The sequence below is a fragment of the Planctomycetota bacterium genome, assembly GCA_035384565.1.
In the GTDB taxonomy this organism is placed as follows: Bacteria; Planctomycetota; PUPC01; order DSUN01; family DSUN01; genus DAOOIT01.
Window position 1 is genome coordinate 1 of sequence record DAOOIT010000022.1, and the last position, 26392, is coordinate 26392.

At 67.9% G+C, this 26392-nt stretch carries 17 protein-coding genes; 10 read left to right on the top strand and 7 right to left on the bottom strand.

What is annotated here, in order from left to right:
• Positions 1-56: 56 nt before the first annotated feature.
• On the bottom strand, positions 57-869 hold the full coding sequence (locus PLE19_09990) for a hypothetical protein (protein ID HPD15271.1): 813 nt from the start codon (positions 867-869) through the stop codon (positions 57-59).
• Positions 870-1727: 858 nt separating this feature from the next.
• Between PLE19_09990 and PLE19_09995 the strand changes: the two genes are divergently transcribed.
• Positions 1728-3839 (top strand): hypothetical protein, encoded by a 2112-nt coding sequence (locus PLE19_09995; protein ID HPD15272.1) that lies wholly within the window; start codon positions 1728-1730, stop codon positions 3837-3839.
• A gap of 32 nt (positions 3840-3871) precedes the next feature.
• Here PLE19_09995 and PLE19_10000 read toward each other — a convergent pair whose 3' ends face one another.
• Both PLE19_10000 and PLE19_10005 read right to left on the bottom strand, forming a co-directional pair.
• Positions 3872-5185 carry a TldD/PmbA family protein gene (locus tag PLE19_10000; GenBank protein HPD15273.1) on the bottom strand — a complete coding sequence of 438 codons (1314 nt, stop codon included), beginning with the start codon at positions 5183-5185 and terminating at the stop codon, positions 3872-3874.
• Complete coding sequence (locus PLE19_10005) at positions 5182-6672, bottom strand: TldD/PmbA family protein (protein ID HPD15274.1); 1491 nt, start codon at positions 6670-6672, stop codon at positions 5182-5184. Before PLE19_10005 ends, PLE19_10000 begins: the two co-directional genes overlap by 4 nt.
• A gap of 127 nt (positions 6673-6799) precedes the next feature.
• On the opposite strand from PLE19_10005, the gene PLE19_10010 reads away from it, so the two are divergent.
• The 3 genes from PLE19_10010 (at position 6800) to PLE19_10020 (ending at position 11977) form a co-directional block, all read left to right on the top strand.
• Positions 6800-10237 carry an FAD-dependent oxidoreductase gene (locus PLE19_10010; protein ID HPD15275.1) on the top strand — a complete coding sequence of 1146 codons (3438 nt, stop codon included), beginning with the start codon at positions 6800-6802 and terminating at the stop codon, positions 10235-10237.
• 84 nt (positions 10238-10321) lie between these two features.
• A complete protein-coding gene (locus PLE19_10015; protein ID HPD15276.1) occupies positions 10322-10771 on the top strand; it encodes an Ig-like domain-containing protein in 450 nt (149 codons plus the stop codon).
• An 84-nt stretch (positions 10772-10855) separates the two neighbouring features.
• Positions 10856-11977 (top strand): uroporphyrinogen decarboxylase family protein, encoded by a 1122-nt coding sequence (locus PLE19_10020; protein HPD15277.1) that lies wholly within the window; start codon positions 10856-10858, stop codon positions 11975-11977.
• Between the two features lie 149 nt (positions 11978-12126).
• On the opposite strand, the gene PLE19_10025 is transcribed toward PLE19_10020, so the two are convergent.
• Positions 12127-12387 carry a hypothetical protein gene (locus tag PLE19_10025; protein HPD15278.1) on the bottom strand — a complete coding sequence of 87 codons (261 nt, stop codon included), beginning with the start codon at positions 12385-12387 and terminating at the stop codon, positions 12127-12129.
• Positions 12388-12467: 80 nt separating this feature from the next.
• Entirely contained in the window at positions 12468-15641 is a 3174-nt protein-coding gene (locus PLE19_10030) for an FG-GAP-like repeat-containing protein (protein HPD15279.1), read from the bottom strand.
• A gap of 171 nt (positions 15642-15812) precedes the next feature.
• Here PLE19_10030 and PLE19_10035 point away from each other — a divergent pair, with 171 nt between their 5' ends.
• The gene (locus tag PLE19_10035; GenBank protein ID HPD15280.1) at positions 15813-17087 is read left to right on the top strand and encodes a DUF362 domain-containing protein; all 1275 of its coding nucleotides are present in this window, start codon (positions 15813-15815) and stop codon (positions 17085-17087) included.
• Positions 17088-17135: 48 nt separating this feature from the next.
• On the opposite strand, the gene PLE19_10040 is transcribed toward PLE19_10035, so the two are convergent.
• Together PLE19_10040 and PLE19_10045 are read right to left on the bottom strand one after the other, a co-directional pair.
• Positions 17136-18524, bottom strand: coding sequence for a hypothetical protein (locus tag PLE19_10040; GenBank protein HPD15281.1), 1389 nt, complete (start codon positions 18522-18524; stop codon positions 17136-17138).
• A 167-nt stretch (positions 18525-18691) separates the two neighbouring features.
• Complete coding sequence (locus PLE19_10045; GenBank protein HPD15282.1) at positions 18692-20140, bottom strand: L-fucose/L-arabinose isomerase family protein; 1449 nt, start codon at positions 20138-20140, stop codon at positions 18692-18694.
• 160 nt (positions 20141-20300) lie between these two features.
• On the opposite strand from PLE19_10045, the gene PLE19_10050 reads away from it, so the two are divergent.
• The 5 genes from PLE19_10050 to PLE19_10070 all read left to right on the top strand — a co-directional run bounded on the left by PLE19_10050 (position 20301) and on the right by PLE19_10070 (position 26381).
• Positions 20301-20756, top strand: coding sequence for a hypothetical protein (locus tag PLE19_10050; protein ID HPD15283.1), 456 nt, complete (start codon positions 20301-20303; stop codon positions 20754-20756).
• A 15-nt stretch (positions 20757-20771) separates the two neighbouring features.
• On the top strand, positions 20772-22013 hold the full coding sequence (locus PLE19_10055; GenBank protein ID HPD15284.1) for a hypothetical protein: 1242 nt from the start codon (positions 20772-20774) through the stop codon (positions 22011-22013).
• Positions 22014-22150: 137 nt separating this feature from the next.
• Positions 22151-23851: a DUF4091 domain-containing protein gene (locus PLE19_10060; protein ID HPD15285.1), complete on the top strand. Its 1701-nt coding sequence runs from the start codon at positions 22151-22153 to the stop codon at positions 23849-23851.
• A gap of 61 nt (positions 23852-23912) precedes the next feature.
• Complete coding sequence (locus PLE19_10065; protein HPD15286.1) at positions 23913-25358, top strand: trimethylamine methyltransferase family protein; 1446 nt, start codon at positions 23913-23915, stop codon at positions 25356-25358.
• Complete coding sequence (locus PLE19_10070; GenBank protein HPD15287.1) at positions 25359-26381, top strand: uroporphyrinogen decarboxylase family protein; 1023 nt, start codon at positions 25359-25361, stop codon at positions 26379-26381. It abuts the gene before it with no gap.
• Positions 26382-26392 lie beyond the last annotated feature (11 nt).

Below are 26392 nucleotides of genomic sequence, written 5' to 3' on the forward strand. Positions count from 1 at the left end.
CGACGCAAGAAAATCGTTCCGTACTGCCAAATATCCTCTTACCTACGCGTTGGCCCTCAGTCGCGCCGCACACGAACGCCTGGTGCCAGGCGATAGCCGCCCACAGGGCCGCGCGCCGACAGCACGACCGCGCGCACGGCGCTCTTCCCCGCGACTCTGCGGATTCTGCGAGAGAGGTTGTCGGCCACGCTTCGCCAGTTGATCCCATGCTCCTGCGTCGGCGTCACCCGGCCGGTCCCGCGGCGCTCGACCAGCATCTCGAGGAAGAGCAGCTCGCGCCCTGCCGGCAACGCGATGCGGGCGCCGTCCACCGACAACACCTGGCGGCCGCGGTAGAAGGTCACGCGGTGGCCGGGCGCGCGCTCCTTGTGAGGCAGCGCCGGCAGGCGGGCCGCCTCGAGGAGGGCGCTCAGCGGCGGGCGCTCGGCCTCCGGCGGCAGATCGCGCAGGAAGCGGCAGGCGGACTCGAACTCCGCGCGGTTGCGTGGCGCCCGCGGCCTGCCGCGGCCCCAGGGCAAGTCGGCCCCCTGAGCGACCAGCACGTCGGCCGCCAGGTCAATCCCCGCGCGCACCGCCTCGCGCCAGAGCTGCGACGGCACGCGCACCGGCTCGTCCCGCGGGTGCGCCTCGAAAAGCTCCAGCAGCGTCTGCGTCGAGTGGCTGGAGGCGCTGTGCACGCTCGCCAGAAACCGCAGCGTGCCCCATGCCGCGGGGTCGGGCTCCCAGGTCGCGCGTAGCTCGCCGCGCCAGCGGGCGCGCCGCAGCCGCTCGTGCTCCAACACCAGCACGGCGTATGTGCGATAGGCATTGGACACCGCCTGCCGCCGGGCAAGGCGTCCGATGGTCTCTCTGTGCGTCTCGTGTGCCACGGCGCGAGACCTCCGTGTGTTGTCGCCAGTGTGCCGCCGGCCCTGGACATTGTCAAGTGAGTCAGGCACCTGGGGGGCGGGCCGGAATTGGAGGTGGCTGCGGGAGGTCCGGAGGAGCGAGATAGGATAGCCCAGGGCAACGTCCTGCTCTGCGCCCACATCTTCCCGGGGCTGGGGCTCAGCTCCCGAAGGGGGGCGATTCAGCGCGCGAGCAGCGCCCCCGTTGGAGACTTCGATGGGGAGAATGCGATGATCCCAGGGCTCTCTTCGGTTGCCCAGGGCTATCCCATGCGAGTCCTCCAGGCTCCAGAGAGACCTGCTCTGCCTGCAACTCCGGCCCACATCCGGGCACCAGGAACCGCGAACCCGCTGAAGGAGGGCTGACCGCAATACGCCGACAACAGGATTGTGGCGCTTTCGCGCGAAAGCGCGACACTGCCGACCGTCTGGAACAAGCCTGCCCCTGGGTTCCCCCACACCTCGACAACTCGCCGTGATTCCCGCTCGGTGACCCGGCGCCGCGTAATGGCCATCCGTAACGGCGAGCGTTCCGCTCGCCCCGCGCGGGACGCTTCGTGAGGTCCCACCAGCGCGACGCGCTAGACTGCATCGAGCGAGAATCGCGAAGAGTTACTGCTCCGGCAGCGAATCAGGTTGCATCGGCCTGAGCACGCTGCGTCGGGCAAGACTCCAGGCGTAGCCGCAAGCGTCCCGCTTGCGATGGTTTTCGGCAATCGAGACGCATGTCGCTACACAGGAGGATGCAAACTGATCCGCGGCCAGAGCAGCATCTTGAAGACGCGACGGGCAAAGCGTATAGTGAACACGCCGCACGAACCGCCAGAAAGGAGCAGAGAGATGATAAGGGCCGCGCTGCTATCCATGGCCCTGGGCGCGCACGCATTCGCCGCCGAGGGGCCGAAGTGGGCCGCCGTTGAGCAACCGGACCTCTCGGAGCGGGTCGCCAAGGCCCAGGCGCTCGCCGTCGAGGAACTCGGCGTGCCCGTGACCTCGGTGCGCCGCGGCGAGCTGATGCTCGTGCCGAACCCCGACGGGAAGACCTACGACTTCCTCCAGTGGTACTTCAAGGGCTACGGCGGCCCGACCACCGTCTTCATCGGCGACCTGGCCACCGGCGCGGTGCGGAAGGACGGCATCCCCGACCGCCGGCAGATTCACATCTGCGGCCGTGTGCTCGGCCCAGACGGCAAACTCTACCTCGCCACGCCCGACTGGCAGAAGGGGATGGAAGTCTACGTCTACGACCCCGCGACGAACGAGCTCTCGTGCAAGGGCGTGGTCGCGCCCGGCCTGGGGGGCGAGACCCGGCCCATGTGCATCGGCACCGACGGGATGATCTACGGCTCCGGCAGCTACGACAAGGAGCGCAAGGCCGGCGCCTACCAGATTGACCCCAGGACGGGCAAGGTGACCGACTACGGCCCCATTGGCCCCAGCCACGCTCCCAACGGCTGCTGGGGCTACTCGGTGGCCGCCGACGACCGCTACGTCTACATCGCCAGCGGCAAGGTCCCCTGGTTCCTCGTTGCCTACGACCGCCAGACAGGCAAGGATGAGACGCTCGTCACGACCGAAAACGTCGAGGGCATGGTCAGCGTGCACCAGACCCGCCACGGCTGCACCGCGAGCGCCAGCAGGGTCGTCGGCACCGACGGCAAGCCCATTCAGTACTGGCTCTATCAGGGAAAGGCCATCCCGAAGAAGGCGCCCAACGAGAAGCCGCCGTGGCCCGAGCCGCCAGATGCCATGCCCTGGGTCACCCTGCCCCCGCAGCCGGAGTTCTCCACCGACAGCGCGACGCCGACCTCCGACGGCAAGGCCGTGCTCTGGGTCCGCACGCCCGAGGCCAAGGCCGCCGCGCCCAAGAACCCGCCCGCCGACGCCAGGGCCGAGGACCTCGGCTGGAAGGCCATCCCGTTCGACGTGCCCACCTACCCGATGGCAATCAACCGCCTGACGGAACTGCCCGACGGTCGCATCCTGGGCACCGCCGACTCCTACGAGGGCAACTTCCTCTTCGACCCCGCCACAGGCAAGAGCGTGCATCTGGGCAAGAACTCGCTGAGCCACTACGCCACGGCCATCCTCGACGGCAAGGTCTACATGAGCGGCTACCCGTCCTCCATCACCTACGTGCTCGACCCGGCGAGGCCGTGGACCATCGGCGCCGGCAATCCCGTGCGCAAGCCGGTCCCCGAGACCGACGAGCGGAGCAACCCCCGCATGCTCGGCTACCTGAACAAGTGGGCGGGCACCCACAAGATGTACGCCGCCGCCGTCGGGGCCGACGGGCGGGTCTACTTCGGCGGACGCTGGGTGCGCGACGGCTCGGGCGGCGGCTTCGCGTGGTGGGACACGCGGGCAGGGGAGGGCGGGGGATTCTGGCGCGAGTTCAGCAACGCCCAGATCACCCACCTGGCCGCGGCCGACGAGGGCAGGCTGATCGTCATCTCCACCATGCGCGTGCGCGACGCCACGCTCGGCAAGCCCGAACTCAAGCAGGGCAAGCTCTTCGTCTGGGACACGGCGGCGCAGAAACTCGTCCGCGAAATCGAGCCCGTGATGGAGGCCAAGGGCACCGGCCTCATCGTGGGCGTGGGCGCGGCGCGCGTCCTCGGTTGGACCGAGGACCCGACCGACCCCAAGTCGAGCATCCTCTATGGCGTGGACGCCGCGACGGGCGAGATGGCCTTCCGCCGCAAGCTCCCGTTTCCATTGCCTGTAGGCATTGGGTCGAACCAGATGGAGCCGTTCGACTTCCGCCTCGGCCCGGACGGCAGGGTCTGGACCTTCCTGGCCGGCGCACTCATCCGCATCAACCCCGCGGACACCGCCATCGAGGTCGTCGGCAAGGTTCCCGGCGGCCGCCTCGCCTTCTCGGGCGGCGACCTCTACCTCTCCGGCAGCGAACAGCTTCGGCGCGTCCGCGGGCTGGCGGCAAAGGAGTAGACAGGCTCTCCTCACCCCGAACAGGGCTTCCCTCACACCGCCTCGGACAAGCTGGAGAAGGTGAACTCGCTGGCGCGGATGGCCGGGAGGAGGGAGTTCTCGAAACGCATGGGCCTGGCCATGCCGGTGACCTTGTTGAGCACGGCGATGGGGGTCTCGTTGAAGCGGAAGTTCTTCACGGCGTGGCGGATGGCGCCGTCCTCGACCCAGAAGACGCCGTCGCGCGTGAGGCCGGTGACGAGGAGGGTCTGCGGCTCGAGCATTCGGATGTACCAGAAGCGGGTGACGAGGAGGGCCTTGTCGGTGGACGCGATCAGGTCGTCAAGCGTGCCCTTGCCGCCGTGGAAGATGAGGTTCGAGGGCCAGCCGGTAGGCTCCTGGCCCTGCTTGGCCGCCCAGTAGCGGTCGTAGAAGAGGCGCTGGAGGACGCCGTTCCTGATCCACACGTAGGGCTTGGCGGGCAACCCGTCGCCGCCGAAGGGCGCGCCGAGGACCTGCTTGCGGGTGGGGTCGCTCTCTATCGTGATGTTGTCGCCGACGATCTTCTCGCCGATTTTGTTGCCGCCGCCTTTCCTGGCGAAGAAGCTGCGCCCCTCGTCGGCCTGGCGGGCGTTCATGCTCCAGAGGGCGTAGGCGAGAAACTCGTCCACGGCGGCGGGCTCGAGGATCACGGGGTAGACGCCGGGCTCGAGAGTCTTGGGCTTGCGCGAGGCCTCGGCCTTGGCGATGGCGCGGGCGCTGGCGGCCGCGTAGTCCAGCTCGGCGAGGTCGCGCGAGCTGTCGGCGGCCCAGCCCGAGCCCTTGCCGTCGGCGGTGCGCGCGGTGAGGGTGTAGTTGGCGTCGGTGGCCTCGTAGTAGCCGAACAGGCCCTTGTTGTTGCCCACGGCGTGGAAGGTGGCGCCGTACTCGAGGTAGCCGGCGACGGTGATGTGGCGGGCGGCGGCCGGCTCGATGGCTGAGCGGGCCACCTCCACGCCCACGTCGGCGCCGGCCCGGGCCGTGCTGGCGAACCAGGGCCGGATGGGTAGGTACTCCTGGGGCTCCAGCTCGGGCACGTACTCGGGGTCCTCGGGGGCCACGCGGGCCATCTCCTCGGCGTTGGAGACCAGGCGCCGGAGCGACGCGTCGTCGGTCTCGCTGATGCTGGCCGTCGCGTGGCGCCGGCCGAAGTAGGCGGTGAGGGCGATCGAGAGATTGTCCCGGTCGCCGCAGGTGGTGAGGGTGTTGACGGCGAAGCGGGTGTTGCGGGTGCGGCCGCCCGAGAGGTTCACGCGCGCCTCGTCGGCCTGGGTGAGGGAGAGGACCTTTCCGATGAGTTCGCGGGCCTGGGCCTCGTCGAGGATCATACGGTTCTCCTGGTGTTCAGGACGTTGACACCTCGGAACCGTGCCGGCGCGGCGCCGTGCGAACAGGGGCTCGACTGCGAGGGCTGGCCCTTGCCGCACCAGTAGGTGGCGCCCATTTGCCAGAAGCGCTCGTCGCAGATCGCGTCGCACGAGTTCCAGAAGTCCACCGTGTTCGACTGGTAGGCGACGTCGCGCAGCATGCCCGCGATCTTGCCGCCCTTGATCTCGTAGAAGACCTGGCCGCTGAACTGGAAATTGTAGCGCTGATGGTCAATGGAGTAGGAGGAGTCGCCGCGGATGAGGATGCCGTCGTCGGTCGAGGCGATCAGGTCCTCGGGCGTCAAGGGGGTCTTGCCCGCCTCGAGGTGGATGTTGACGTTGCGCTGGAAGGGGATGGAGCCCCAGGAGTCGGCGTAGGCCGCGCCGTGAGAGTGATGGATCTCGGGCAGGCCGGCCGCGGCGCGGGCCTCGCGGTACTCGGGCCACAGCACCTGCTCGCGGGTGGTCTGGTAGTCCACGAATAGCCCATCCTTGACGAGATACCACTCCTCGGTCTTCACGCCGTCGTCGTCGTAGGCGCAGGTAGCCATGCCGCCGGGGATGGTGCGGTCGGCGCGGAAGCTGACGAGGGGCGAGCCATACATCAGCTTGCCCAGCTTGTCGGGCGTGAGGAAGCTGGTGCCCGCGTAGTTGGCCTCCTGGCCAAGCACGCGGTCGAGTTCGGTGGGGTGGCCGACCGACTCGTGGATGGTGAGCCAGAGGTTGGTGGGGTGCAGGACGAGGTCGCGGCGGCCGGGCTCGACCGACTTGGCCGTGAGCTTCTGCACCGCCTCCTCGGCCATCTGGGGCGCGAGGGCGACGAGGTCGGCGCCCTCGACGTGCTCGTAGCCCGCCGCACGCGGCAGCACCTCGGCCGTGCGGGTCTGGAACTCGCCCCTGTCGGGGTCAATCGCCGTCACGGTGAAACAGGGCCACACGCGCGTGATGTCCTGCTCGATCACGCTGCCGTCGGTCGAGGCGAAGAGCTTCCACTCGTTGCGCAGGAGCATGAAGGAATTGACGTACTTGGCCCCCGGCACCTTGAGCGCCGCCGCATTGACGGCGAGGAGCAGTTCGGCCTTCTCGCTCACGGGCACGGCGAAGGGGTCCTTCTCGACCGGGCTGCGCCAGGTGTCCATATAGGCGTCATTGGGCGCGAGCACGACGGGCCGTGTGACGGCGGCCCGGTTGGCGCGGGCCATGTCGAGGGCGCGCGCGGCGGCCTCCGCGATGGCGTCCTTCTCCACCCTGTGGCTGGCGGCGAAGCCCCAGGCGCCGTCGAGCAGCACGCGCACGCCGAAGCCGAAGCTCTCGGCGTCGGTGACGCTCTGCACGCGGTCCTCGCGGGTGTGGACCGACTGGTCGCGGTGGCGCGAGATGCGGATGTCGGCATAGCTGGCGCCGCCGGTGCGAGCGGCATTGAGGGCCACGTTGGCGAGTTCCTTCATCGGGCCTCCTCGGCTATTCGCCCTTGGCAGTTGCAGCGCGGGCCAATCGAATGTATAACGTTTCATGCCGTTCACTGCAACTGGTTTTTCGTCCGGACCTTCCTGAGACGCAAGGAGACTGCACGAGATGGTGCGGCTGCGAGTGTTCGGGTGCCTGCTGCTGAGCAGCCTGCTTGCGCAGGCGGCCAGCGTGGTCGAGTCCGCGCGGAGGATCCCCGTGGCCTACCAGGTGGACGTGCTGGTGGTGGGCGGGAGCACAGGCGCCGTGGCCGCAGCGGCCGAGGCGGCGAGGGCGGGCGCCAGCGTGTTTCTGGCCGCGCCGCGGCCCTACCTGGGCGAGGACATGGCCGGCACGCTCCGCCTGTGGCTCGAGGAGGGCGAAGTGCCATCTTCCCCGCTTGCCAAGGCCATCTTCTCCGGGCGCCCGGAGCCCACGGTGGACCTGGGCAACGTGTTGCCTCTCCAGTATGAGGCCGACCTGCCCTCGGCCGCCCAGCACAAGGACACGAAGCCCCCCTCGCTCCTCACCGACGGCAAGTGGTCGAGCGCGGCCCAGGAGAGCGTGCAGTACGACGGTGACCCGACGATCATCGCCGACCTCGGGGTCAAGCAACGCATCGAGAAGGCGCACGTGGCCCTGTATCATAACAAGGACTACCTGTTCGACTCCGTGGCCATCGGCATCAGCGACGACCGCCAGGCATGGAAGGAAGTGGCCACGCTGAGGAACGACCGGCCTGCAACGGGCGACGACCACGGGGCGGCGATCCTCCTGTCGGCTCCCATCAATGCCGGAGCCAGGTACGTGCGGTTCGCCGCCAAGCGGCGCGAAGGCTCCAAACGCGTCCTCGTCGGCGAAATCGCGGTCGTCGGCGCGGAGAAGCCCAAAGAGCAGATGCCCCCCAACGATAGCACCACGAACGCCCCCCCTGTGCCCCCGGCCACGCCCCTTCAGGTGAAGCGCACGCTCGACCAGGCGCTCCTCGACGCGAAGGTGGCTTTTCTCTACTCGTGCTTCCCCACCGACGTGCTCACCGACGCCGAGGGCAAGCCCTGCGGCATCGTGATGGCCAACCGCGCCGGGCGGCAGGCCGTGGTGGCCAAAGTAGTCATTGACGCGACGGAGCGCGCGACGGTGGCGCGGATGACCGCCGCGAAGTTCCGCCCCTTCCCCGGCGGGCCGCAGACCGTGAAGCGCGTGGTCATCGGCGGCAAGCCGCAGCCCAGCCAGGGCATCGTGGCCTCGCGCATCGTCGGCTCGTTCACCGCCCCGGGAAAGCCCGGAGCCGCGCCCTATCCCATCATTGACTACACGATCAAGGTGCCCATGGCCGACGCCAGCTACGCCGCCTACGCAGCGGCGGACCAGGTCGCGCGCGATCTCACGTTCGACCCCGCCCAGCAATTCACCTCCGACATCCTCTTCCACGTACCGCCCGACCCCGTGCAGGGGGTCAAGTCGTTCGGAGTCCCGCCTTCAGGCGGTCTTGATTTCAACGCCTTCCTCGACGCCTGCCGCCCGGCGGGTGTGGAGCGCCTCTACATCCTGGGCGGCTGCGCCGACGTGCCGCGCGAGCAGGCCGAGAAGCTGATGCGGCCCCTCGCCCTCATGGACGTCGGCACGCGCGTGGGCGCCGCCGCAGCCGCCGAGGCCAAGAAGCTGCCTCCGCCAAAGGAACCCAAGGTAAGGCGTGCATACTCGCATGCGGAACCCGCGACCGGCAAAGGCGAGGTGAAGGAGATTCTGGCAGGCGTCCGCGAGTTCCAGAAGCTCCCGACCCTTCCTCAGGAGGAGCGGCCGTTGGCCGTGCTGGGCACGTACGACGTGGTGGTCATCGGCGGCGGCACCGGCGGCGCGCCCGCCGGCATCGCCGCCGCGCGCCACGGGGCGAAAACCCTCGTCGTCGAAATGCTCCACGGCCTGGGTGGCGTGGGCACACTCGGCCACATCTCGACCTACTACTGGGGCAACCGCGTGGGCTTCTGCAAGACCATCCTCGACGGCAAGGCCCGCTGGGGCATCGAGGAGAAGGCCGAATGGTGGCGGGCCGAGCTCCGCGAGGCCAAGGCCGACATCTGGTTTGGCTGCGTCGGGTGCGGGGCCTTCGTGGACGACAGGCGCGTGAAGGGCGCCGTCGTCGCCACCCCCTACGGCCGCGGCGTGGTCCTCGCCAAGACCGTGATTGACGCCACCGGGAACAGCGACGTGGCTGCCGCCGCCGGTGCCGCTACCATCTACACGGACGAGACCGACATCGCCCTTCAGGGCACCGGCCTCCCGCCCCGCCACCTGGGCGCCAGCTACACCAACACCGACTACACGATCACCGACGAAACCGACATGCTCGACACCTGGAGCCTCTTCCTCTACGCCAAGCGCATGGCGGGCAACGCCTTCGACCTGGGCCAACTCATTGACACCCGCGAGCGCCGCCGCATCGTCGGCGACCACACCATCACCATCCTCGACCAGTTCCTCGAGCGCACCCACCCCGACACCGTGGTGCAGACCTGGTCCAACTTCGACACACACGGCTACACGGTGGACCCCTACTTCGTCCTCCAGCAGCCGCACCACAAGGGCGTGAAGACGCAAATTCCGTATCGCGCCATGTTGCCGCAGGGCTACGATGGCGTGCTGGTCATCGGCCTGGGCATCAGCGCCCACCGGGACGCCGTGCCCCTCATCCGCATGCAACCCGACATCGAGAACGGCGGCTACGCGGCCGGCACCGCCGCCGCCATGGCCGTCAAGGCCGACGGCTCGGTGCGCAACGTGAACGTCAAGAAGCTCCAGGAGCACCTCGTAGCCATCGGCAACCTCACCCCCGACGTGCTCACGGCCAAAGACTCCTTCCCCTTCCCTCCCGAGAAGCTCAAGGAGGCCGTCTACAACGTCCGCGACAACTATAGGGACGTGGGGATCGTCCTGGCGAACGCCAAGGAGGCGGTTCCCCTGCTGCGCCAGGCCTATGCCGAGTGCCCGCCCGAGAGCAAGCTCATCTACGCCCACGTCCTCGGTGTGCTGGCGGACCCGACAGGGACGCCCGACCTGCTCAAGGCCATCGAGGCCGCGCCCGACATGGGCAAGGGCTGGCACTATCGCGGCATGGGCCAGTTCGGCCGCAACATGAGCGAGGTGGACGCCTATATCTACGCCCTCGGCCGCGCGCGCGACAAGCAGGCCACCGCGGCCATCGTGAAGAAGATGCAGGCGCTGGAGGCGAAGGACGCCTTCTCGCACTTCCGCGCCGTGGCCCTGGCCCTCGAGCAGCTACGCGACCCCGCCGCGGCCGGGCCTCTGGCCGAACTCCTCGCCAAGCCCGGCCTGCGCGGCCACACCATCGCCACGCCCGAGGGCGCCCTCGAACGCGCGGAGAAGTACCGGAGCTGGACCGCCACCGAGCCGCGCAGCAACGCCCTCCGCGAGCTGATGCTCGCCCGCGCCCTGTTCCGCTGCGGCGACAAGGACGGCCTCGGCAGGAGAATCCTCGAGGAGTACACCCGCGACTACCGCGGCCACCTGGCCCGACACGCCGCTGCCGTGCTCAGCGCTGGCCAGTAGGGTGTGCAGACCTGCAAACCAATGGCGGTGGCGACGGGTTCCGCGTGCAGGTATGCACGCCCTACCGTATCGAAGGAGGAAGCCATGAAGCACCTTGGTGTTGTGGTCGTTGCGGCGGCCCTCGCCGTCAGCCGGGCACCCGCCGCCGAGAAGAAGGCCGACTTCGACCCTGACCTGCCACCCTGCGTCGTGAGGACGGAGCCAGCCGACCGCGCGAAGGAGGTGGATTTCGCCCTTCGCGAGATCAAGGTCACCTTCGACCGGCCCATGACCACCGAGAAAGCATGGTCGTGGATGCTGATGACCGAGTGCGGGGTGTACCCCGGATACCGCGGCGGCACGGCCGAACCGCGCTGGGAAGATGATGGCCGCACCTGCGTCCTCCCCGTCCGCCTCAGCCCCGACACCGTTTACGCGGTCGGCGTGAACAGCCCCCGTAACTGGGGCTTCCGCGATACCAAGGGCAAGGCCGCCGTCCCCTTCGCCTGGGTGTTCAAGACGAAGAGGGCGACGGGCCAGCGAGGAGACCTGTAGCGCCCTGCCGTGGACGGCAGGATTGCAGCCGCCACGTTCGCTTCGGCCTCGGGGCCTGTGACGCGTTAACGATCAGGAGCAAGCATGACCCCCCGCGAACGCTTTCTCGCCGTGATGCAGTACCAGCCCGCCGACCGCGTGCCCAACTGGGAGCTAGGCTGCTGGGGCCAGACGATTGACGTGTGGCAGGCCCAGGGCCTCAAGCCCCACACCTTCCACTGGAACTGGTTCGTCGGCGAGGAATCCCTGGGCATGGACGAGCGCGAGTTCGTGCCCGTCAACATGGGAATGATCCCGGGCTTCGAGTCCAAGGTGCTCGAGAAGACCGACCGCTACGAGATCATCCAGCACTGGAACGGCGTGGTGACCAAGGCCCTTATCGAGGGCACCGTGCGCGGCACGCGAGCGAGCATGGACCAGTATCTCCGCTTCCCCATCGAGACCGTCGCCGACCTGCGGGATATGAAGAAGCGCTACGATCCATCCACGCCCATTCGCTACCCGCTCTACTGGCGGAACAGGGTTCCCTGCTGGGAGAACCGCCAGCACGTGCTCGTCCTGGGCCAGAACTGCTGCACGGGCTTCTACGGCGTGGCCCGGGCGTGGATGGGCACAGAGAACCTCTCGCTCGCCTTCTACGACCAGCCTGCGCTCTGCGAGGAGATGTTCGAGTTCATCGCCGACTTCGCCATCGAGGTTACCAAGCCCTTCGTCGAGGCCGTGCAGTTCGACTACTTCAACTTCTTCGAGGACATGGCCTGCAAGAGCGGCCCGCTGTGCAGCCCCGCCTGCTTCCGCCGCTTCATCATGCCCCATTACCGCCGCGTGATTGACCACCTCAAGTCCCATGGGGTGAAATACTGTAGCCTCGACAGCGACGGCAACACCGAGCCGCTCATCCCGCTCTACATGGAGATGGGCATTGACGCGCACTGGCCTTTCGAGCGGGCGTCGGACATGGACCCGAACCGCCTCCGCAAGCAGTTCGGGAAGGACTTGCGGATCTGGGGCGCGGTGGACAAGCGCGAGCTGGCGAAGGGCAAGGCCGAGATTGACGCGGCCCTCCGCGAGCTGGCCCCGCTCATCGAGCAGGGCGGCTTCATCCCGCACCTCGACCACACCTTCCCCCCCGACATCTCGTGGGCCAACTTCAACTACTATTGGGAGCAGAAGGCCAAGCTGTTGGCTGGGCGCTTTGGGGCATAGTCGTGGTAGGGCGTGCATACCTGCACGCGGAGTCGGCTGGCCCCCTCACAAGATACCCTCCCAGGGGCTATGGTTCGCGCACCGATGAAGCGTTCCGCGTGCAAGTATGCACGCCCTACGGCTGGATGTCTTGGGGCGTAGGCCGCGGCTCAGTGGGCGAAGACCATCTTCTGGACTTCGATGCCCTTGATGGCACCCAGCTTCTTCACCATTGCCGCGGCTTTGGCTTCGGTCGCGGCCAGCTCGAGCAGGAGCAGGCCGTTCCTCGCCGAGGCGCCGCCCTTGCCCAACTCGTGCAAGCCCAGCCGCGTCTTGATGATCCCGCCGAACTCCGTGAGCACCTGCTGCACGGGCAGCGCGTGTTCGAGGCGGTCCGTGATGTGAACGCCCAGGATGATGTGCTTCGCCATGTTCCCGGCCTCCGATGGACGCGATGGTCAGCAATACGCACCCGCCATTGTACCCATTGCGGGTGAGGGCACAAGCGGCCCTACGGCTGGAGCCAGATGTAGACGCCCACGGCCTGGGCGGCGGAGGGCCCGAAGCTGGCCAGGTCGGCCTTGCCGTCGCCATTGAAATCGGCCACGCTGAACTGGGTGTCGAAATGCGGCGTGTAGTCGAGGGGCACGGTGACGGCTCGCTCGGGGTCGAGGCCGTCGGCGGCGGAGCCGAGAAGCACGCGGGCCGAGGGCTTTTCGCGGGTCGCCAGAATCAGGTCGGGAACGCCGTCGCCGTTCCAGTCGGCCGCGGTCGGGCCGTCGCGGATGATGTCGCAGCCCTTGGCGACGAACTCGGCGCTGGGTTTCTCCGCGAAGGGCTGCTTGGGGTCTTTCGTGTTGCGGTAGAGCGACACTATGGTGCCCTCTTTGCCGCTGACCAGGAGCGCAACGTCGGTCCAGCCGTCCTTGTCAAAGTCGGCGGCGGCGAGGAAGACCCAGCCTGCCTGCTCGCCGGAGCCTGTCGGTGGATTCAGGTGGATGGAGGGTGTTTCCTCGAACGAGCCGTCGGGGCGACGCAGGAAGATGTCGCCCGTGGAGAAGATCAAGTCGTCGCGTTGGTCGCCGTTGACATCGGCCAGCGCCACGCCGAAGTAGCCGCGCTCGGGAGCCTTGAAGCTGCGGAAGCGGAACGTGCCATTCTCGCCCTGATAGGCGATGCTGTAACCGCCGATGAAGCGCCCGCCGATGAGGAGATCGGTCCTCCCGTCGCCATTGAAGTCGCCCGTCAGAACCTGGGAGGCTCGCGTGAGACCAGGCAGCGGGACTGTTCGGAACTTGAGCTGCCCCTGTTCGGGAATGAGCAGGAAGGCTTGCCCTTCGCTGGATGCAAAGAGATCGGCTCCCTTGCCGCCGCTCACGCGGACGACGCGGAGCTTCCAGCCGTGGCTGAGGTCGGGCAGATCAACGACCGCGTCCGGCGCTTCGGCGAACTTGCCGCCCTTGTTGAGGTAGATGAGGACGGCGGAACCTCTGCCACTGGGGACAAGGACAGCGACGTCGGGCCGCCCATCGCCGTCAATGTCGCCGCAGGCGGCCGACAGGATTCGCTGGAGCCAGGCGGCCACGAGGTAGTTGGTCTGCTTGAAGCCGAAGAGGGGGTTGGGCTTCTCCGGCTTCATGCGGGACCAGCCGGTGGCCTCGCCGGCCAGGATGCCCGCGGCGATGAAGTTGTCGGGCGGCCCGCCGCCGTGGCCGCCGAGCACCTCGTCGGGCTTGATGGCCGTGAGCTTCCGCAGGCTGGCGAGGACGTTCTCCGCGCTGAAATCAAAGCTGCCGGAGTAGCCGAGGACGCCGCCGGGCATGATGAGGTCGCCCGTAGCCACATAGGTCTTGCCGTCCTTCGTGAAGACGTAGCCCATCGAGCCGTAGGTGTGGCCGGGCAGGCGGATGGCCTTGACCTTCAGGCCGGCGAGGTCGAGTTCCTTGTCCTCGGTGAGCGCGATATCCACGGGATTCGGCGGATGGAAGCCGTAGCCGGTCTCGTTGGGCAGATGGTGCTGGAGGATGTAGGCCATCTCGGCGCTGGCCACGACCTGCGCGCCGGTGACGACCCGCCAAAGGTAGGCGCCGGGGGCATGGTCGCCATGCTCGTGGGTGAGGAGCACGTACTTCACCTTCATGGGGTCGAGGCCCGCCCCCTGAATCTTCGCCCAGTTCTGCTCGAAGGACGCCGCCGCGTTGGGGTCAATCATAATCAGGCCGTCGGGCGCCTCGATGACCAGTTGCGTCCCCATGTCGCTGTGGGCGAAGCCGCCATTGGTGCGCCAGATGCCGGGCGCGATCTTGCCTGGCTGCTGGTTCCTCGTCCACGGCTTGTCGCCGAGCGGGACGGCGTCATTGAGGTCGGTTTGCCAAAGCTGTCGGCCATCCGCATCACGCATCTCCACAGCGCCGGCGGTTGTGGCGACGGCGAGCCGCTTGCCATCAGCGGATGCCCGCACGATGCTTGAGGCGTCCGGGCACGCCGTTGGGCGAACCGCCGCCTTGGCTATGTCCAGGATGTAGGCGGCGGTCGTCCCCTCGTCGGCGGGCAGGAGGGGCCGGCCGCCGAGGCCGCGAGAGGGCCACATGTGGGGCGAGATGAGCAGTTGCTTCCCGTCGGGTGAGAAGGCCAGGTCGCACCAGAGCGGCTCCTTGAAGCTCTCGGGGCCAATGCGGCAAACGACCTTCCCGTCGGCGTCGTAGACGTGGATGGTCGGGCGCGAGGACATGATGCGCGGCACGGAGGGGAACTCGGCGCTGCCGTCGCTCGGGCGGAAGACCCGCTGCCAACCCTCGTAGTCGGCCACCGCCACCTGCTCGCCTTCGCGGTCAATCGCAACGGCGAGCGGCACGCTGAACTTGCGGTTCTCATAGGGCGGAGCAGGGGGGCCGTAGGCGCCCTTCTCGGGCTGAGGCGAGGGCGCGACATCAATGCTGACTGGGCGTGTCCAGGCTGGCTTTGCCTGGCCGCGCTCGAGGACGAGGAGGTTGGGGAGCTTGGCGGCTTGCTCTCCGACTCCGAGGAAACGGCCGACCACGGCCCGCCCGCTGGCGCTGGCGGCGAAGGAGGCCGTCACCCCTGCGCCCAGGTGCGCGACCTCGGCCGTCGCCTCGGCGGGTGAGAGCCACCAGAGGCGGTCGTCGCCGGCTACGACCCACTCGTCGCCGGCCCTCTGGGCCACGCGCGGCAGGTGGTTCGAGTGGTCGCCGTAGTGAAAGAGGAATCCGCCTGGCCTGAAGTCGCGGAGCCGGAAGCCGGCCGAGACCTGTGATAGCTCCTTGCCGCGCAGGAAGGCGTAGAGGCGCGGCGAATCGCCCGCCGTGCCCTCGGGCGTGGTGCAGAGCGCGGCGACGAACGCGCCGTCGTTCGACACCGACACCTCGTTGAGCCACCGCAGCCCCGCGCGGTGCTGCTGGACGATCTTGCCCCCTTCGTCAAGAACGAAGAGGTTCGGCTCGCCAGGGGCCGCGATGGTGCCGACGGCCACGAAGCGCCCATCGTCGCTCACATCGAGACAGGCGATCCCCTGCCGAGGCAGCGGCCCGGTGCCCCGGGCGTTCCATTCAGGGGCGCGCGCCGTCGCGGCGGCAGCGCCGCTCGCCGTATTCCTGCACGCTGCCAGCGCGGCGCAGAAACAGAGGATCGCTGCCAGATGAGTCCAGCAACCCGGATGGTCCGGCATGGCAAACACTCCTTTCGCAGGCGATGCCAGTCATCCTAGCGCCTCACCCACCCCATCGCAAGCCGAATATTCCGATTGATTCCCCGTTCGGCCAAGGGTACGATAGATACGCCAGGGGGTGCCGCCAAACGTCAGCGGCGGTCCACAAGCGGCTCGAGAAAGGGAATGCCGATGAGCATGCGCGCGATCGCACGACAGATCCTCACTTGCCTCGTTATCGTCGCCTTCCTCGCGAGCCCTGTGCTCGCGGGGACCACGGTGGCCATCGTGAAGGGCAAGGACGTGGACAAGATGGTGGCCGAGGCCATTGACCTGTTGGGCGGAATGAAGCAATTCGTCAAAGATGGTCAGAAGGTCACCCTCAAGCCGAACCTGGTTCACCAGCCGGCCCTGCCCGGCCGCGAGCAGACCCGCACGGATGCGAAGATTGCGCCGGGCTTCACAACCGACGTCCGAATCGTGAAAGCCCTCGCCCAACAGATGCTCAAGGCCGCCAAGTGCAAGGTGACCATCGCCGAGGGCACGCCGAACGATGCCACGAAGATGTTCGACTTCCTCGGCTACACGCAGATGGCCCGGCAGGCAGGCATCCAACTGGTGGACGTGGATCGATCCGTGCGGACCAAAGTGAAGCTGGACGGGCCGCCGCGCAGGGAATACTCGCTCCCCGTGGCCACTCAGGCGTGCGACGTGCTGGTGGACATGCCGGTGATGAAGACCCACCAACTCGCCGGCGTGACGCTGGGGATGAAGAACCTCTTCGGCCTGCTACCCGAGCCCAGAAAGGTCTTCCACGCGAAGCTCGATGAGGTGCTCTGCGACCTCTGCGCCGCCCACAGGCCGGACCTGGTCATTGTGGACGGCCTGGTCGCAATGGAGGGGCAGGGGCCGCTCGAGGGCACGCCTGTGCCGATGGGCCTCCTGGTGGCTGGCACGGATGTGGTGGCGGTGGACACGGTGTGCGCCGCCATCATGGGTTTCGAGCCGTCGCGTGTCACCCACCTGGCGCTCGCCGCCAAGCGGGGCCTCGGCGAAGCCGATCTGAGCAAGATCGCCGTGAAGGGCCTGTCGGTCAACGAGGTCAAGCGCCCCTTCAAGCATGCGCTCTGGGAGGCCGAGGTCTCCATCCCCAAGACCGATGAGGCAGCGCAGGAGTTGCTCCCCATCGCCGATACCGTGCGGAGGACCGACTGGAACGGCGAGCTGTTCTACTCCTTCGGCCCGCGCCACCTGAAGGTGGACACTCAGAAATACCCCGGCCGCGAATCCCAGGGCTTCACCGTCCGCATCCCCATTCAGGGCAACCGCATCTACTTCTACCCCCGCTACCGCGTGCTCTACCCGGAGGAGGCCCAGGCCGCGATGGATGAGGTGGCCCAGTGGATTGGCGAGAAGCTGGGCAAGGACATCCCGATGCAACGGAAGGCGATGCGCGCGCCGGAGTGAGCAGCTTGGCGGCGGCGTTCCCCGCACGGACCGGCCGCCGAGCGCCCCCTACCAACCCTTCGGGAGCCAGGGCCGGGTGGCCTCCACGAGGTCGTCCAGAATCAGGGGGATGTCATAGAGATCGGTCACGTGCGGGTCGAGGAAGAGCGCCTGTTGCGCTGCCTCGCGGTCGCGGCTCACAGCCGCCTGAATGCTCAGGTCGTGGATCGTCACCCACCGTTGAACCAGCGAGTGGACCGCTGGAGGAAGCTCGATCGGCTTCGCCGTGACTTTTCGCCCCGCCACCGTGGCGATGACCTCCACGCAGGCGTCACGGGGGAGGCCCTGGATCCAGCCGCCCGTGTTGAGGATGTTCAAGGCGCGGGTGAACGGCTCGCCCGTGAGATGCGCCCACATCAACTCGTGGGCGTGTTCGGAGGTTAAGAGGTGCAGATCGCCGACCGGCTCGGGTCCGTAGGCCCATTCGCGGAGGATGGCCGGCGGCTCGCGGCGGCCGAAGGGCGGGCGGCCTGGGATGAGCCGCTTGACGCCGTGGTCGAGAGCATCGATCCGGCGGGGCGTAAAGAAGAAGGGGTAGAACTCCGCTAAGTGCGTGCCGCCGCACGACGGCCACGCGCCGAGGATGCGGCACACGTCTTGCTGGAGTTTCACCTCCTCGTGAGTCCCCAGCAGGCTGTCGGCCACCTTGGCCTGCGAGGCGAGCGAGGCGGCCAGCATCTCGCTCGTTCGTTCCTTGCCGCGAATCCACAGTCGGGTGACGAACGCCTGGTGGTTCACGCCGCCCAGTTCCATGGCCACGTGCCGCTTCTTGCAGCCGAACACCTCGGCGAAATACTGGAACAAGGCATCGGCCGAATGGCACAGGCCGTAGGCGGGGATCGAGCTGTAGCGTGCTGCTGCGCCCGTGATGCACGACATCGGGTTCGTGAAATTCAGCAGCGCGGCCTTGGGGCACAGGCGCTCCATCTCGCGCGCCAGCTCGACCACGACGGGGATTTCGCGCAGGTTGCGGGCGAGCGCCGTGGGGCCGAGCGTATCGCCCACGCCCACGGGAATGCCGTATTTCGCGCACACTTCGAACGAGCGGAAGTCGCTCTCCTGCCCGCCCGTCGTGATCGAGAGCAGCACCGCATCGGCATTCCTGAGGGCGGCAGCGCGGTCGAGCGTGCGCGTGACGACGATCTTCGTGCGCTTCTGGCGGACGATTCGCTCCACCAGGTCGCCCACGAGCTTGAGTGGCTCGGGATCGAGGTCGTGAACCACCACCTCGCAGTCGCCGAAGCCCCCGACCAGCAGCATGTCGCGCACGACTTTGTGCACGAACTTGTAGGATGCCCCGACGAAGGCGATCTTCCGCCGGCCCACGGAGCCCTTGTTGCGCGTGAACTCCTCCACAGGCCCCACCCAGCCCGATGACTTGCCGACGATCTTGGGCATCATCGTCCCGTATGCTGCCAGTGACTTGCGGGATCGCTGCGCCGCGCAGGCGCCAAGCGGGCCGAACATCGCCGAGGCAAACCCACAGTTGGGCAGCACCGCCTCAAAGGGAGAACAGGGACAAGGGACCGAACGGACCCGTGCGGACCGGCCTCACGCATCACGTATCAGACGCCAAACGGCAAGTCCGGCGTCCAGTCGCCGCTGGTGTTGGCGGCGGTATAGGTCTTGAAGCCCAGGTAGTTGCCGAAGGCCTCCCAAAGGACGTTGCCGACGTGGGCTCGGTTCATGCCCACGTGGTGCGGGAAGTGCCGCACCAGGACGTTGCGGTAGAAGCGCTGGAAGTTGGGGATGCGGACCCAGCCATACGCGCCGAAGGTGACCGCGGCGTTGGGCTCGACGACGCCCTGGGCGAGCGCGACCTTGAAGGCGCCCGCATTGTCCTGTGTCGCGCGGCAGAGGGTGACCGGGCCGTCCTGCATGACGAACTCCACGACGCCCATGGCCTTGTCGCGTCCGACGGTGCCGGCGATGATCTCGTGGCAGGCCATCCGGCGCTCGGTCTTGGCCCACGAGTGGGGGAAGACGCCGCAGTGCCAGCAGTTGACGAGCTCGGGGTCCTCGTTGTGCAGGTTATTCCAGTCGGCGAGGCAGCTCGGCCCGCCGCTGGCGAGCATGAGGGCGTGCATCGAGAGCAGGCCCATGATGTCGGCCTCGCAGGCGCAGGGGGTGCCGCGGTCGTCGAAGCGGCCCATGGTGGCGCAGGTGCAGATGCCGAGGTTCTGCTGAATCGAGGTCCAGCACTGGATCGCCAGGCCGTCGAGCCTGCGGTCCTCGATGAACTTGCGGAGGACGATCTCGAGCTTGGCGATCTTGGCCAGAATGTCATCGGCGACGGCGGTGGTGTCAATGGTCTTCTTCATGTCGGCGACCACGCGCTTCACCGCGGCGTCGGTGGGCATGGCGTTGATGGCGCCGATGACTTCGGAGAGGTCGAGGGTGACGCAGGTGGGGCCAAGGGTCTGGAGGGCCTTTTCGTTGTAGCGACAGGTCCAGAAGGCGTCGGGCCGCGCGCCCACCTGGCCGTAGCGTGCGCTGCGGATGCCACCGACGACGCGGCAGACGGCGGCGAAGCGCTCGGCCGTGCCGCGGAAGCTCTCGTCGGTGGGGAAGCAGATGGGCACCTCGGGCACGGAGTAAGGCAGGCCGAGCTGGCGCAGGGCCTCGCCGATGCTCAGGAGGCCGCAGAAGCTGTCGCGCCGCTCGATCTCGCGCGAGAGCACCGCCTCCTCCTGGCAGCCGACGATGAGGACGGGGACCCGGAGGCCGCATTCCTTGAGGGTGATGGCCACGCCCTGCTCGTCGCCGAAGTTGACGGCGGAGACCACGATGCCGTCGGGCTGGGCCTCGCGGAACATGCGCCCGACCTTGATTGCCTCATCGAGCGACTCGACGCAGCCGACCTTGGTGTCGGTGGGGGAGGGCACGACAACTTCGGCGCCGGTGGCCTTGAGCACCTTGACGGTCTCGTTGCGCATCTTCGCGGCCAGCTTGTCGGAGAAGAAGCCGCGGTTGGCGGGGATGAAGCCGAGCTTGACCTTCTTGAGTTTGACCATGGCCGAAGCCCTCCGGTGCGTGGGGTGCGGGGCCGACACAACGGTATCATAAGCAAAGGGCGGTCGGCCCGCAAGCGTGACTTGAAGCGGGGGGCGGGAGGGTGTATAGTTGCGGCGGGTTCGCGTAGGGCTTCAGTTTGGAGGAAAGGAACCCGTGCCGGTGAGCAGGTGCGTGGCTGTGGCGCTTTCGGGAGTGTTGGCTCTGGTGGGCTGTTCCTCGGGCACGCAAGAGCGCGCGGAGGGCGCGTGGGGCGCCGTGGCGGACGGCTTCCGCGCGTCGCTGCGCTCGCCGCGCGCCGTGGTGGCGCTCGGGGAGCCGATCGAACTGCGCGTTCGCGTGCGCAACGCCGTGGGCGAGATCCGCGACTTCGCCTCGGCGCACGACGTAGCGCTCCGGGTGTCGCGTGGCGACGCCAGTGTCGGCGATGACCTGGACTATGTGACCCTCGCCCCGGAGGCGATGAAGCTGCCTCCGGGTGAAGAGCGTGAATTCCCGCTGCGGAAATACCCCACCTCGGGCGACGCGGCGAAGCTGTGCGGCGCGCGCGGCCTCTACCGCTTCCAGGGCACCCTGGGCAAGATGGAACTGCCGCCGATCGAGATCCGAGTCGAGTGACCAGGGGCTGTGCGCATGCTTCCCATCCAGGCATCGAAGCTGCTGATCGTGGATGGCGTTGAGGGGGACCCGCGCATGCGCGCCCGCGTCGAGCGGCTACGCCCGGGCATTGTCGCAGACGACGTGCGCCGCGTGGACGACGCGACGCTGGCTGCCCTTGTGAAGGCCGACCTGACTGCCACGCCGCACAACGGCATGAAGGCCGATTTCCAGCCCGTGGTCATCCTCAACCGTTTCCGCTTCGATGACGACGAGCCCGAGCGCCTGCGCCGCACCGAGGCGTTCCCCGACCTCAATCGCCTCAAGTTCAACGGCTATGGCGGTTTCGACTGGCGCGACAGCGGCTCGGCCGCCTGGCGCCAGGGCACGGGCCTCGTCTGCCAGCCCGCCTGGCAGCTCCACACCATCGTCGGATGCCACTTCCGCTGCGCCTACTGCCACCTGAGCTGGGTGCTAAACGTCATGATGAATATGGAGGACTTCGTCGAGCGGCTCGACGGCTGGATGGATCAATGCCCGAACCAAACCCTCTTCCAGTACGACAACTGGACCGACACCGCGTGCTTCGAGCCCGAGCACGGCGGCTCGAAGCTGCTCATTGACTACTTTGCCCGGAAGCCCGGCCGAGCTCTGGAACTCTACGTGGGCAAGAGCGATCACGTGGACTGGATGCTCGACTACGACCATCGCGGGCACACCGTGTGCTGTTGGAGCGTGAGCGCGGCCACCCAGAGCCGCCTCTTCGAGTATCGCTCCGCCCCGATGGAGGCACGCATCGAGTCCATGCGCAAGTGCCAGCAAGCCGGCTACCCCGTCCGCGTGCGCTTCTCGCCCATCATCCCCGTGAGGAGCTGGGAGGCAGAGAACCGCGAGATGATTCGCCTGCTGTTCTCGCGCGTGCGGCCCGACGTGGTGACGATCGAGACGATTCGCTTCCTCACCTACGATGCGATGGCGAGTTGCTTCGACTTGTCGCTGCTCGACGAAGAGTTCGTGACGGCGATGAGGGCGTTCTCAGGCCAGCCGTTCGCGCCCGGCTGCGAGGTCCCCGACGATTGGCGCAAGCGGGTCTATCGCTTCTTCTTCGACGAGCTTGAGGCCGTCGGCTGCGAGGCCCCCGTGGCCTTCTGCCGCGAGAAGCGAGACCTCTGGAATCACTTCGCTCCCGAGTTCGCCCGCTACGGCCAGCACCCTGACGCGTACATCTGCAACTGCGGCCCCTACTCGGCCCCGGCAGGCGCGGCGCTGCTTGAGTGACACGATGGTGGAGCGTGCATACCTGCACGCGGAACCAGTGGATGGCGGCCGGCCACGGTTCGTCCCGCGTGCAAGTATGCAAGCCCTACAAGTGCTTCTCTTCGCTTCGCGGTGCGTGACCAGGAAAGGAGAGTGCCGTGAGGGGGTTACGTGCGATTGTCTGGGCGGCGGCCCTGGCTGTCGCAAGTAGCGAGGCCCTGGCCGATTGGCAGGTGTGGACCGTGACCGACACGCGGCGCGTGCTACGCGACGAGCCTGCCGGCAAGGGGACCGAGGTCGTGCTCGCCGCCGCACGAAACGAGGGCCGTGGCTTCCAGATCCTCATGCGCTCCGACGAGGCGGTGAAGGGCATCAACATCCAGCCGGGCGACCTCAAGGGGCCGGGCGACGCCGCCATCGCCGCGAAGGATGCGCGCCTCTATCGCCAGCACCAGCTCGAGATAAAGCAGGGAACGCATCGCAACGACGCCTTCGAGCCCGGCTGGTATCCCGACCCGCTCATCCCCTTCCGCCATCCCGTCACGGGCGAGCCGCTCAAGGGCGCGCGCTTCGCCGCGGTGCCCTTCGACCTGCCGGCCAACGAGACCCACGGATTCTGGGTGGACGTTGCCGTGCCCGCCAGGACCCCGCCCGGCCAGTACCGCGGCGTGTGCCGCGTGACTGCCGAAGGGCAGAGACCCGTTGAGATTCCCGTGGTTCTGCACGTCTGGGACTTCGAGTTGCCGTCCACGCCGACGCTTGTCACCTCGTTCGGCTCGCCCGCGGGCGCCCTGCGCGGCTACTACCGGCGGCGGGCCAAAGAGGGGAAGGACAAGGAGCCCGAGGATTGGGCCGCCGTGGAGACTCAGTGCTCGCTCATGCTGAGTGAGCATCGTTTCAACGCCTATCCCCCCTCAGGCAGCCTGGCGCCCGTGGCCAAGCCAGATGGCACGTTCGATATCCCCGCCGAGCAGGTCGCCGCGTTCCGCGAGTTCGTGGATCGCTACCACGTCAACGCCTTCTGCACCCCGCACCCGTCGTCGGCCGGGGTGAAGGACCCCAAGGCCGAGAAGCCGAAGCTCCATGCCTGGCTGAGGGCATGGGACAAGGCAGCGGCTGAGCTCGACCGCCCTGTGCTCTTCTATACCTACCTGAAGGACGAGCCGAACAAGGAGGAAGAGTACCGCTACGTCCAGACCTGGGGCAAGGCCGTCCGCGAGGCCAAGAGCGTCGTCAAGGTCATGGTGGTCGAGCAGACCAAGACCCAGGACGAGAAGTGGGGCGACCTCTACGGTGCGGTGGACATCTGGTGCCCCCTCTTCTCGCTCCACGACCCCGACACAGCCGCCCAGCGGCAGGCCCTGGGGGAGCAGATCTGGACCTATACGGCCCTCTGTCAGCTCAAGCCTACCCCGTGGTGGCACATTGACTTCCCGTTGCTTCACTACCGTGTGCCCGCCTGGATGGCCTGGCGCTATCGAATGACCGGCTTGCTCTACTGGGGCGGCATGTCCTTCTGGAACCAGGTCGAGGACCCCTGGACCGACGCCTGGACCTATGGGCACCCGAAAGAGAAGGACAAGAAGGGCCTCGTCTACAACGGCGAGGGCACGCTCGTCTACCCGGCCCGGGCCGTGGGCTACGAGGGGATCGTCCCCAGCCTGCGCCTGAAGGCGTTGCGCGACTCCATCGAGGACTACGAGTACTTCGCCCTGGCGGCGAAGCTGGGCCTGGCCGACAAGGCCCAGGAGATCGTTCTTTCCGTTGCACCGTCGTTTTTCGAGTGGGACAAGGACCCCGCGTCCTACGACAAGGCCCGCGCCAAGCTGGCCGAACTGATCGTTGCCGCACGAAAGTGAGCGAACTGCCCTCCCGAAGGGTCCAATGCCTTCGGCAGGGCGCTTGTGCAGGAGGCCGCAGGTGCTTCAAAGGGGCCTGCTGAAGGATGCAGATGTCGAGCGCCTTGCCGATGGGGTCCTCGCCATCCTCGAGCGCGTCGGCATCCTCTGCCAGAACGACGAACTGCTCCGCACCCTCGACGTGGCAGGGGCGAGGGTGGACTTCGCGGCCCAGCGTGTGCACTTTCCGCGCCCCATGGTGGCAGGGTTCGTTGACTACCTTCTCGGAGAGGCCGCGAGCCGGCGCGAGTACAATGCCGAGCGTCCGTGGCAGCAGACCGGTGCCTCCTCGGGCCCCTTCTCGTCCATCGGCCTGCCCGACCTCGAGACCCAGGTCGCCCAGTTCGTGCTCGACCCTGCCACGGGCGAGCGGCGAAGCGGGAACAAGGCGGACCTCGTGCGCCTGATCCAGTTTGGCGATGCGCTTCACGGGGAGGCCGGCGTGGGCCATTGCCTGCTGCTGACCGACGTGCCGCCGCTCGTCGAGCCGCTTGAAGCGGCCCTCTTGCTGGCCGAACACGCCCAGAAGCCGCACGCCGCCTTTGCGTGGAACGTGAGGCAGATTCCCTATCTGGCGGAGATGGGCGAGGTCCTGGGCTACGCCAATTGGTACAACTACGGCGCGATCTGCTTCGCTCACCCGCTGCGCTTCGACCGCGACGTGGCCGACCGCTTCGTCCACAAGGTCAAGGCTGGCTCGCCGACCGGGCTGACGGCCATGCCCGTGGCGGGTGTGACGGCGCCGGTCACGCTCGCCGGCTTCGTGGCGGTGGCCGCCGCCGAGCACCTGGCCACGTGGATCGCCGCTCGGGCGCTCAACCCCTCCGTGCGCCTCGGCGGCTCCATGTGGGGCGCCACGGTGGACATGCGCGGCAGCGGCGTGAGCTACTGTTCCTTCGATGCCATGCTCTACTCCTTCGCCACGGTCGAGTTCCTCCGTCGCTGGTGCAGCATCGAGGTCCCCGTCGGCGGCGGCGAGTACTGCGACGCCAAGGCCCCCGGCCTCTACGCCGCCCTCGAGAAGGCCTACAAGGCCATGACCATCGCCGCCTTCAGCGGGCGCCACCCGAGCATTGGCTCGGGCCTGCTCGACACCGGCAAGGTGCTCTCGCCCGTGCAACTGCTCATCGAGCGTGACTTCGCGGCGGGGGCGCGCCAGTTCGCCCGCACCGTTGTCGCCACGCCCGAACTCCTCGCTCTGGAAGAGATCGCCGACGTGGGGCTGGGCCTCGACGCGAGCCACCTCGGCACAGAGCACACCGTGCGGCACTACCGCGATTCGCTCTGGCTGCCGGCCCTGCTCGACCGATCGGGCTGGACGGGCCCTGACTACGAAGCCAGGATGCTGGCTAAGGCCCGAGCCGGATTCGACGAAGTGTCCGCTGCCTACCGTAAGCCGCACATTGACCCTGGCAGGCTGGCGAAGATGCGGGCCATCGTTGCGAGGGCGCGAAGGGAGCTGCTGTAGATGACCTCGCGCCAGAGAGTCCTTGCCGCCCTGCGGTGCGAGGAGCCCGACCGGGTGCCGTACTGCGAGCTGTGGATTGACCCGCGCCTCGCCCGCACGATGATGGGCTGGCCCGAGGGCGTGGGCGACAAGGGGTGGAGCGCCGCCGAGGCGAGAGCCCTCGCCCGGCGGCTGGGGATGGACAACATTCTCTACGTCCTCCGCCCGCCCGTCTACGCGCAGACGGGCGAGGGCGAGGGGGGCCGCCAGTTCCTCGGCGAGGGAATGATTCGCTCGCAAGCGGACCTGGCGCTCATCGAGCTTCCTGATCCGCGCGACGAGGCGCTCTGGGCGCCGGCCCGCGCCTTCGCCCAGGGCAAGGGCGACTACGCGGCGTTTCTCGTCACCCGCGTCGGCCTCTTCCCGACCATTGTGAGCCTGGGCTTCGAGGCGTTCTGCGTGGCGCTCCACGAGAACCGCCCGCTCGTCGAGGCCGTGCTCGACCGCTATACGGACTGGGCGGCGGCCCTGGCCGAGCGCGCGGGGGCGGCGGGCTTCGACGCCTTTGTGACCACCGACGACATGGCCTTCAAGAGCGGTCCGTTCTTCTCGCCCGCCGTGTTCCGCGAGGTGGTCGCGCCCCGCTTCCGCCGCGTGGCCGAGCGGCTTACGATCCCGTGGGTCTTCCACAGCGATGGCAATATGGCGCCCGTGGCCGAGGACCTGGTCGCCCTCGGCGTCGCCGGTCTCCACCCCAACGAGAAGGGGGCGATGGACATCCGCGAGATGAAGCGCTGCTACGCCGGCCGCCTGTGCCTGCTGGGCAACGTGGAGATGGACCTCCTCGGCCGCGGCACGCCCCGTCAGGTGGCCGCCGAGGTGCGCGGCCTCCTGCGCGACGTCGCCCCCGGCGGCGGCTACGTCGCCACCAGCGGCAACAGCCTGGCGAGCTTCGTGAGGCCAGAGAACGTGCTCGCCATGTCGAGGGCGGTGAAGAGACACGGAACCTACCCGATTCGCTCGGGGAAGCGTCGCGATACGTGAAACGTGATGCG